The organism is Pseudomonas sp. P5_B2 (genome assembly GCF_056400445.1).
This window is the reverse complement of record NZ_JBFULH010000942.1, coordinates 1-1,270: the sequence shown is the minus strand read 5'-3', so window position 1 is coordinate 1,270 and position 1,270 is coordinate 1. Positions and strand designations below refer to the sequence as shown.

Annotated in this window: 2 protein-coding genes; both read left to right on the top strand. The window is 54.7% G+C overall.

Annotated features, from left to right (window positions below; all coding sequences use genetic code 11):
* The coding region (locus AC1DRJ_RS28190; RefSeq protein ID WP_477805028.1) for a LysR substrate-binding domain-containing protein at positions 1-714 on the top strand (714 nt) is incomplete at its 5' end.
* A 263-nt stretch (positions 715-977) separates the two neighbouring features.
* Positions 978-1,270, top strand: a 293-nt coding sequence (locus tag AC1DRJ_RS28185) for a TSUP family transporter (RefSeq protein WP_477805027.1), incomplete at its 3' end; no start/stop codon positions are given.

Genomic DNA, 1,270 nt, shown 5'->3' with positions numbered 1-1,270 from the left:
ACGTTGACCGAGGCCGGGAAGCAAATTTTGCCCAGTGCCCAAGAGACGGCCAGGCGCTTGTACCGAATGCGCAGCGAAGCCCAGGAAGTGGCAGGAATGGCTGCCAAGACTCTGCAATTCGCTGCAACCCATTCGCTATCGTTCACGTTCTTCCCCAGATGGCTAAGAAGCACAGAAAACGGCGCACCCATTGAGGCTGTGCGACTTCACTCCGACAGCATGGCGGTCTGTGAACAGTTGCTTACTCAGGGGCAGGTGCAGTTTCTGCTTTGTCATCGTCACCCGGATGTTCCTCCGCTGTTAGCTGCCGATCAGTTCATAGGCAAAAAGGTCGGCGAGGATGTTCTCGTTCCACTGGCGAGCGCTTCGGCCAACTTTGGAGATTCGCCCGCATCGCTGCCATACCTGGCGTATACCCAAGAATCCGGATTGGGCCGCATCGTCGCTCACCGACTGCGCGGCAAGGAAGATTACCTTCACCTCAAACCACTTTTCAGCAGCCACCTTGCAGCTGTGCTGATGTCCATGGCCTTGGAAAGCAAAGGCGTGGCGTGGTTGCCCAAGAGCCTCACCGAACAGGAAGTAACGGATGGGCGCTTAGTCCGAGCACTGGACGAAAGCTGGGATATCCCGCTGGAAATTCACCTGACGCGGCCAACGGCTTCAATCAGTCYGTCTGCCGAAGAGTTCTGGGCCAGGCTGGGAAGCTTCTGAGTGAATGCACAGAATAATTGCTCACGATACGTAAAGTATCTGACCACTGAATTGCCGTTGTTTAGCATCAGGAATCTAAATAAGCTCGCCGCCGCGATGTTTTCCAAACAACAGTTACAAACGCGCATCCATCCGTGACGTAAGTCTCAGGCGGGCAATCTTCATTGTCCTGATGACCGACAAGGTATTGCCGCTTGCCCAATTTGATCAGCGCCCTGTCGGTGCTGATTGATTAGTTCCAGATTCAATGACTAGAGGCCGAAATGATCGATTGGGCAATGCACCTGCTACTAGGCGCGGCGATAGGTACCTTGGGGGGAATATTCGGGATCGGTGGTGGACTCATCGCTATCCCTGCGTTGGTATTGATGTTCGGGATGGATCAGCAATTAGCTCAGGGGACGACTCTTGTCATGGTTGTCCCCAACGTGATGCTCGCGATGTGGCGTTATCACCAACGAACCCGAATCTTCATGCGTCATGCCGCGCCGCTGGCCGTGGCAGGATTAGTTTTCGCATGGATTGGTTCCCTCATTGCCGTGGGTCTGGATCCCGA